Genomic DNA, 8,411 nt, shown 5'->3' with positions numbered 1-8,411 from the left:
CATTAAGATCATTAAGAATGTTACGCTTAATGAAACTTAATTATCTCAATGGTTTGAAAAAAGTAATAATTAATTACTCGTATGTTTCATTATTTACTGATGAAAATATGTTTTGAGCATTCCCTAAGATCTTGATAAAGCCTTTCGCATCGTCGGATGTCCAAGCGTTATTCATCTCTCCGTATTGACCAAAACCAGTATTCATCAAATCATTATCCGATTCGATTCCGTCTAATGAAAAGTGGTAGGGTTTCAAAGAAACGGTTACGGTTCCATTTACGGTTTTTTGAGTGTCTTCCAGGAAAGTTTCGATGTTACGCATTACGGGATCCAAAAACTGGCCTTCGTGGAACAACATTCCGTACCAGTTTCCTAGTTGTTCTTTCCAATATTGTTGCCATTTTCCAAGCGTGTGTTTCTCAAGTAAATGGTGCGCTTTGATGATAATAAGTGGAGCAGCCGCTTCAAAACCAACTCTTCCTTTTATACCAATAATCGTGTCTCCCACGTGAATGTCTCTACCAATGGCATATGCATTGGCCAAATTTTCTAGAGCTACAATGTTGTTTGAAGGTTTGTCTTTTTTACCATTTACAGCAACTAATTCCCCTTTCACGAATTCTAAAGTTACTTTTTCTTCACCCTCTTTTGTCAATTGCGATGGATAAGCCTCGTTCGGAAGCGGTAATTTTGCGTTCAACGTTTCTTTACCTCCAATACTTGTTCCCCAAAGTCCCTTGTTGATTGAGTATTGTGCTTTTTCCCAAGAATAATGCACGCCGTTTTTGGCTAAATAATCTACTTCTTCTTGACGCGAAAGTTTCAAGTCACGAATAGGAGTGATGATTTCAATTTCGGGAGCGATGGTTTGGAAAATCAAATCGAAACGAATTTGGTCATTTCCTGCTCCTGTACTTCCGTGTGCAATAGCAGTTGCTCCAACTGATTTTGCGTATTTTATGGCTTCAATAGCTTGAAAAACACGTTCAGCACTTACCGATAAAGGGTAGGTGTTGTTTTTTAGTACATTACCAAAAATCAAATATTTGATGGCTTTATCGTAATACTTGTCTAAAATAGTAAGATTGACGTGTTTCGCACTTCCTAATTCGTAGGCACGGTCTTCGATGGCTTTTAATTCAGCAACGTCAAATCCACCTGTGTTGATTAGTACGGTGTGAACTTCGTATCCTTGTTCGTTTTTTAAATATTTTAGACAATATGAGGTGTCTAATCCTCCGCTGTATGCTAATACTACTTTTTTCATTGTTTTTGTTTTTGCTTCATTTCCTAATAGCATAGGAAGGGTGAAATTAGAATGTTATTTTTTTAAAAATAATGCTTGTTTAATGGCTTTCAATCTGTTCCAAATCCGGACGTTGAAAGGATGCTTTGGTGGATCTTTTGGTTTTTCTTCTGGATCGTAAAGCATTCCAGTACACAAACACATTTTATATTCTTTGCTTTTAAGAATTTCATAATTGGTACAGGTTTGACATCCCTTCCAGAAAGTAGGGTCTGTGGTCAATTGCGAAAAAGGAACCGGTTTGTACCCCAAATCGGAATTGATTTTCATAACAGCCAACCCGGTTGTGATTCCAAAAACTTTCGCGCCAGAATATTTTTCTAAGGAGTAGTTGAAGACAAATGTTTTAATTTTTTTAGCCAGACCGTGGTTCCTGAAATCAGGATGTACAATTAATCCAGAATGGGCAACGAATTTTCCGTGTTGCCAACTTTCGATATAACAGAAACCGGCAAAAACACCATTTTTGTCTAATGCGATAACGGCGTCTCTGTTATGTATCTTTTTATTGATGTATTCGGGAGTTCTTTTAGCAATTCCTGTGCCTCTTAATAAAGCCGAAGATTCTATTGTGTCGCAAATTTGTTGCGCATATTTATAATGTTCTTCTTGTGCTATAATTATAGATATTTTCATTTCGATAGTTGAATTTTTTGATTGTGAAAAAAAATGAGCGATGAATGAAAAAATTCCTTGCAAAGGTACATTATACTATAAAATATAGACTCTGTCCAAGTGCAAAAAATAATGTTGTTTTGAGGATTTAATAATCCAAAAGTAAAAGAATGTAATTTCAAAATGTGAAATATGAAAAATGGATAAATAATTGAAAAACTGGCTTGGAAACTATACTAATAGCATCCGTACTTCGGGAGAAGTCGTTGATCTGTTTATCCGTGATAAAGAAGTTATATGTAAACTTGTTTTTTTCATTGCTGCAAATTTACGAATAAAATAGTTAATACTTTAGAATTTTTTAAATTTGTAACAAAAAAAAACGGTATTGTTTTTTTATTTCCTCACAAAAGGGGGAAGTAATTTTGTTGAGAGTTCTCCAAATCCTATTCTAACGCCATGGTTTTTAGAAAATCCTTTCATAATTACGGTATCTCCATCTTTTAGGAAATTCCGCTCTGTATTGTCCTTTAGTATGATTGGCGATTTTCCTCCCGATGTTAATTCAAGTAGAGAACCATAGCTATCTGGAGTTGGACCAGAAATAGTTCCAGATCCCATTACATCACCCGAATTGATTCGGCAGCCATTGGACGTGTGGTGTGCTAATTGCTGTTGCATCGACCAATAGATGTATTTGAAATTAGTTTTAGAAATGTCTGTAATAGACTGATCTTCGGTTTGTATAGCTACTTCCAAATTAATGTCGTAGTTGTTTTTTCCTTTTTGTTGCAAATAGGGTAATGGTGCAGGATCTTGTTTTGGACCTTTTGCTCTAAAGGGTTCTAAAGCATCCATTGTTACAATCCAAGGCGAAATGGAAGTAGCAAAGTTTTTACCTAAAAAAGGACCGAAAGAAAGGGATTCCCATTTTTGAATGTCGCGTGCACTCCAATCGTTCATTAGTACCATCCCAAATATATAATCCTCGACTTCACTTATAGGAACGTTTTCACCCATTACGTTGGCATCTGTGGTGATAAAGGCGGTTTCCAACTCAAAATCGACCATTCGAGAAGGACCAAACACGGGTGTGGTTTCGCCCATAGGCAGTGTTTGCACCATAGGTCTAGTAATCGGAATTCCTGATGGAATGATACTAGAACTCCTTCCGTGATAGCCCACTGGCATATGGAACCAGTTGAGCGGCAAAGCTTTCTCAGGGTTGTTTATTATTTTACCAATATTTGTTGCGTTTTCTTTACTGCTATAAAAATCGGTGAAGTCACCAATTAAAACGGGCAATTGCATTTCGATGTCTTTTACGTTAAAGATGACTATTTCTCGATGTTCTTTATTATCTCTTAGTTTTGGATTGGTTGCGTCAAACAATTCCGCCAAGCGATTCCGAACCAAACGCCAGGTTTTTTTTCCGTCTGAAATGAAATCATTCAAGGTGTCTTGCATGAACATATCATCGGTCAATTCGATTCCGTCAAAATAATTTAATTGTTGCAAAGCGCCCATATCTATCGCGCAATCGCCTATTCGAGTTCCAATGGTGATTACATCATCTTTGGTAATAAAAACCCCAAAGGGAATGTTCTGAATAGGGAAGTCGCTATCAACTGGTACTTCTATCCAAGATTTACGGTTGGTATTATTAGCTGATATTGGCATACTATTGTTAATTATATTGTTAAGAATTACTCATCAAATATATCATAAACTTACTATTTACCAAACGTTTTTTTGTATTTTTGCGCCAAATTAACTAAAATCAAAGAAATGCAACGCGACAAACAAATTTTTGACCTTATTTTAGAGGAACAAGACAGACAAATTCACGGACTAGAACTTATTGCTTCTGAGAATTTTGTAAGTGATGAAGTAATGGAAGCAGCTGGTTCTGTTTTAACCAATAAATATGCCGAGGGATATCCTGGCAAAAGATATTATGGAGGTTGCGAAGTGGTGGATGTTATCGAACAAATCGCCATTGATAGAGCTAAAGAATTATTTGGTGCCGAATATGCCAATGTTCAGCCTCACTCAGGTTCTCAAGCCAATACTGCAGTATATCACGCTTGTTTGAAACCTGGAGATACTATATTAGGTTTCGATTTGTCTCACGGTGGGCATTTAACGCACGGTTCGCCGGTGAATTTTTCAGGCCGTTTATACAACCCTGTTTTTTATGGTGTTGACAAGGAAACAGGTCGTTTAGATTATGATAAAATTCAAGAAATTGCTACTAAAGAGCAGCCAAAATTAATTATTGCAGGTGCTTCGGCTTATTCTCGTGATATGGATTTTGAGCGTTTTAGAGTTATTGCTGATTCTGTTGGTGCTATTTTATTTGCTGATATTTCGCATCCTGCAGGTTTAATTGCTAAAGGATTGATGAATGACCCAATTCCACATTGTCATATTGTTTCGACAACTACCCATAAAACTTTGCGTGGACCAAGAGGTGGTTTGATATTGATGGGGAAAGATTTTCCAAATCCAATGGGTTTAACTACTCCAAAAGGTGAAATCAGAATGATGTCTTCTTTATTGGATTTAGCCGTTTTTCCTGGAAATCAAGGAGGTCCTTTGATGCACATAATTGCAGCTAAAGCGGTTGCTTTTGGTGAAGCTTTGACTGATAATTTCTTTAGATATGCTTTGCAATTGCAAAAAAATGCCAATGCTATGGCCGATGCTTTTGTGAAAAGAGGCTATGATATTATTTCGGGTGGAACCGACAATCATATGATGTTGATTGATTTGAGAAACAAAGGGATTTCAGGAAAAGATGCTGAAAATGCGTTAGTTAAAGCAGAAATAACTGTAAATAAAAATATGGTTCCTTTTGATGATAAATCACCGTTTGTGACTTCTGGAATTCGTGTTGGAACAGCCGCTATCACCACTCGTGGTTTGGTTGAAGAAGATATGGAAACAATTGTTGCCTTGATTGATAAGGTACTATCAGATCATACCAACGAAGCTGTAATCGAAGAAGTAGCCAATGAAGTAAACGAAATGATGAGCGAAAGAGCTATTTTTGTTTTCTAAGAAGTACTTTTTTAACATATAAATTTCACTAATTTTCGCCAATTTCTTGGTGGTCAATTAGTGAAATTTGTGTTTTATAGCCCGTCAAAACATGGTGTTGTTTGTCTTTAAATCGGTTTTATTCATAATTATTATTTGAGGTTAAAAGTTACTGTGTAAATGGCATATCTAACCTGCTGTTGGTAATTTTATTTTAATTTTTAGGATTAATATAGCGTTGATTCTCACTTATTAGGGGCAGGAACGGCAATTCCTGCCTTTTTTATAGGTTAATGATTAGGTCTTTAGTTTCGCTTTCGTTGCAGAAAATTTCAATGGGTATATTGGGTAAACTTTCATTTATGTTCCATTCTAGTTGATTTTTATACTTGCCTATTGCATTTATATAAATTATTTGTTGACCTAATTTTAAAGACAGAATTAGATATCCATCTCCATCATTATTGTTTAATACCATTTTTTGATTATTTGGCAGCATTAATCTTATATAAAATCTTTTTCCCACATTCTCAGGTTTTGTTACATTAACTATGCATTTGATTTTGGCTTTAGTATAATAAACGAACGTCTGCTCTAAACCAGCAGACGGTAAAAAATAAGGATCTCCTTGAGTATAATATTTTTGACTGAATGCACTATTGGGATCTAAATCAGAACTTAAAGGACCATACAGATGAATTACCCATATTTTTCCGTGAGATTCTGCCATATTAATTTTTAACTTTCCACCATTTAATTGTACATTGCTTCCATTATTATAGGTTTCAAGTGCATTATCATGACGGAATAATGGAGCCCAACTAGCTCCTTGAATATTTGGTATGGGTTGATTGGTGCTGCCATCAATCAGATTTACCGTAAAAGTGCCTGACGGTGAATTGTTTGTATCGCTACACGAGTTTATACTTATAGCTCCGATAAATAATAAAAAAATGAATAACTTTTTTTTCATGATTTCGTTTATTTTAAATGATAAATGAGTTTGTTGATTGTTTTTTCATGACAGAGGAGAATTTTTTATAATTATGTTTCATAATTAACGTACTCAAATATAGTTATTTATAACATCAATTAGTGAAAAAAAAACTTACTTTTTTTGGCCAAAAAGAACCTTCGCTATCAAAGAGTTCGTCGATGAAATACATAGAATAAATCCGATACTTTTGATAGAATGTATTATAAAATGGAGTGTTATATCGTTTGTTATTTCAAAAAATTAAATGAAATGTACATCTGTATTATACCAGAATTCTTTGGATAATAACAGAAAATCATTAGGTATTATTTTGTAATTTTGAAAGGTATTTATACAATTAAAATCACTACCAAATGAGAATAGAAACAGAAATGAAATTAGGGTTCAAAGACGTAATGATAAGACCCAAACGATCAACCTTAAAGAGCCGTTCTCATGTTAGTTTAGAAAGAGAATTCAAATTTTTGCATAGTACTACCACTTGGACTGGAGTTCCGATTATGGCTGCTAATATGGATACTGTAGGAACTTTTGAAATGGCAAAAGCTTTAGCCGAAGACAAACTTTTTACGGCAATACACAAACATTATTCTGTTCAGGAATGGAATGATTTTTTGCGTGATTTAGCGCCAGAAATGTATGATTATATCGCCATAAGTACTGGAACAGGAAAAGACGATTCAAAAAAAATTGCTCAAATTTTCGAAGCGAATCCGTTATTGAAATTTATTTGTATTGATGTGGCCAATGGCTATTCCGAGCATTTTGTCAATTTTGTACAGCAAACCCGCAAACAATATCCAGACAAAGTTATTATTGCGGGAAATGTGGTTACTGGCGAAATGGTCGAAGAATTATTATTGGCTGGAGCCGATATTATTAAGGTAGGAATTGGACCTGGGTCGGTTTGCACAACCAGAGTGAAAACAGGTGTTGGATATCCTCAACTTTCAGCAATTATCGAATGTGCAGATGCAGCTCACGGTCTTGGTGGACAAATCATTAGTGATGGGGGGTGCAAAACCCCTGGCGATGTGGCCAAAGCTTTTGGAGCTGGAGCCGATTTTGTAATGCTGGGCGGAATGCTCGCCGGTCATACCGAAAGTGGTGGTGAATTAATCGAAATCAATGGCGAAAAATTCAAACAATTTTACGGAATGAGTTCGGCTACCGCTATGGAAAAACACGTAGGAGGCGTTGCGGAATATAGAGCAAGCGAAGGAAAAACGGTTCAAGTTCCCTTTAGAGGCGCTGTCGAGGTGACTTTGAAAGATATTCTGGGAGGTTTGAGAAGTGCTTGTACTTATGTAGGTGCATCCAGATTAAAAGAATTGACCAAAAGAACCACTTTTATTAGAGTTTCTGAACAGGAGAATACGGTTTATACTCCATAGTTTTTTTAACAAGTATTCACTTTTTGATTGTAAACTGATAATGAAACGGTAGTCTGTTTTTATGTAAAAAAAACACAAGTCCTCTTTCGAAATTTAGTGTTGAAAGGGGAGTTTTTGTTGCTTTTTTTTTTAAATGGAACGGTTCGTATCGGGATTATTTTTTTTGGCCTATTGTCAAAAACTCAACTAATTTCCTTCTTTTTTTTGAATAAAAAAATTCCTGAAATACCCATTCTCAGAAGAAAATGAGGGGAAATTAAAAAATTTTAAAGAACTATACCGTTATCGTAATTTTTTGAATTTTCTTTCAAAAACATACAAAACATTAGGATTTTTAATTTATGTAGCCTATAATTTGTTTTTTTTTGTTGTGAACAACACAAAAAAATGATTTATTATTAAAAAAAATCGTAAATATCACAATCTATTTACATATTTCGTAAATTTAGACATAGAAAAAAGATAAAAAGTTTAGAAAAATTTAGAGATATAAAAAATGGAAAGTTTAGTAAAAAGTTTAGAGTTCAAGTTAGGAGTTTGGAAAGATAGTATTAATGTGCACGATTTTATTTTGCAAAACATAAAATCCTACGAAGGAGACGCTAGTTTTCTTGTAGGACCTTCTTATAAAACTATTCAGCTTTGGGATGTTTGTAAAGAAACACTTTTAAAAGAAAGACAAAATGATGGTTGTTTAGCAATCGACACTGAAGTTATTTCTAATATTACTTCATTTGGACCTGGTTATATACAAAAAGAGAATGAAACGATTGTAGGTCTTCAAACTGATATGCTTTTGAAAAGAGCTATGAAACCTTATGGTGGTATCAAATTAGTAGAGTCTGCTGTAGCTGAAAGAGGTTTGAAAGTTTCAGACAGAGTAGTTGATATTTTTAATTACGCAAAAAATCACAATCAAGCGGTTTTTGGTGCGTATGATAGTGAAATTAAAACTTATAGATCAAAACACGTTTTAACGGGTTTACCTGATAATTATGCAAGAGGAAGAATAATAGGTGATTTTCGTAGAGTAGCACTTTATGGAATCGACAGATTG

Annotated in this window: 7 protein-coding genes; 3 read left to right on the top strand and 4 right to left on the bottom strand. The window is 34.7% G+C overall.

The features are described 5' to 3' along the window. Positions 1 to 73: 73 nt before the first annotated feature. The 3 genes from ACIQ1E_RS12820 to fahA form a co-directional block, all read right to left on the bottom strand. A complete protein-coding gene (locus tag ACIQ1E_RS12820) occupies positions 74 to 1,267 on the bottom strand; it encodes an argininosuccinate synthase (protein WP_396171703.1) in 1,194 nt (397 codons plus the stop codon). 54 nt (positions 1,268 to 1,321) lie between these two features. Then, the gene (locus ACIQ1E_RS12815; RefSeq protein ID WP_396171702.1) at positions 1,322 to 1,942 is read right to left on the bottom strand and encodes a GNAT family N-acetyltransferase; all 621 of its coding nucleotides are present in this window, start codon (positions 1,940 to 1,942) and stop codon (positions 1,322 to 1,324) included. Between the two features lie 375 nt (positions 1,943 to 2,317). Continuing rightward, positions 2,318 to 3,601 (bottom strand): fumarylacetoacetase, encoded by a 1,284-nt coding sequence (fahA, locus tag ACIQ1E_RS12810; protein WP_396171701.1) that lies wholly within the window; start codon positions 3,599 to 3,601, stop codon positions 2,318 to 2,320. A gap of 108 nt (positions 3,602 to 3,709) precedes the next feature. Here fahA and glyA point away from each other — a divergent pair, with 108 nt between their 5' ends. Further along, positions 3,710 to 4,984, top strand: a complete 1,275-nt coding sequence (gene glyA, locus ACIQ1E_RS12805) for a serine hydroxymethyltransferase (RefSeq protein WP_396171700.1) — start codon at positions 3,710 to 3,712, stop codon at positions 4,982 to 4,984. Between the two features lie 262 nt (positions 4,985 to 5,246). Here the strand turns inward: glyA and ACIQ1E_RS12800 are convergent, their stop codons facing one another. Further along, positions 5,247 to 5,936 (bottom strand): hypothetical protein, encoded by a 690-nt coding sequence (locus tag ACIQ1E_RS12800; protein WP_396171699.1) that lies wholly within the window; start codon positions 5,934 to 5,936, stop codon positions 5,247 to 5,249. 377 nt (positions 5,937 to 6,313) lie between these two features. Between ACIQ1E_RS12800 and ACIQ1E_RS12795 the strand changes: the two genes are divergently transcribed. After that, the gene (locus ACIQ1E_RS12795) at positions 6,314 to 7,354 is read left to right on the top strand and encodes a GMP reductase (protein WP_396171698.1); all 1,041 of its coding nucleotides are present in this window, start codon (positions 6,314 to 6,316) and stop codon (positions 7,352 to 7,354) included. Positions 7,355 to 7,850: 496 nt separating this feature from the next. Then, positions 7,851 to 8,411: pyruvate formate lyase family protein (locus ACIQ1E_RS12790; protein WP_396171697.1), on the top strand; the 561-nt coding region annotated here is incomplete at its 3' end.

This window comes from Flavobacterium sp., assembly GCF_044348915.1.
Classification (GTDB): Bacteria; Bacteroidota; Bacteroidia; order Flavobacteriales; family Flavobacteriaceae; genus Flavobacterium.
Note: the sequence above shows the minus strand (reverse complement) of the source record. Positions and strands in the feature narration are given on the sequence as shown.

Excerpts from the sequence above, each read along its gene's own strand:
- ACIQ1E_RS12820 (WP_396171703.1), bottom strand. The coding sequence starts at position 1,267 with ATGAAAAAAGTAGTATTAGCATACAGCGGAGGATTAGACACCTCATAT.
- ACIQ1E_RS12795 (WP_396171698.1), top strand. The coding sequence starts at position 6,314 with ATGAGAATAGAAACAGAAATGAAATTAGGGTTCAAAGACGTAATGATA.
- fahA (WP_396171701.1), bottom strand. The coding sequence starts at position 3,601 with ATGCCAATATCAGCTAATAATACCAACCGTAAATCTTGGATAGAAGTA.
- glyA (WP_396171700.1), top strand. The coding sequence starts at position 3,710 with ATGCAACGCGACAAACAAATTTTTGACCTTATTTTAGAGGAACAAGAC.
- ACIQ1E_RS12815 (WP_396171702.1), bottom strand. The coding sequence starts at position 1,942 with ATGAAAATATCTATAATTATAGCACAAGAAGAACATTATAAATATGCG.
- ACIQ1E_RS12800 (WP_396171699.1), bottom strand. The coding sequence starts at position 5,936 with ATGAAAAAAAAGTTATTCATTTTTTTATTATTTATCGGAGCTATAAGT.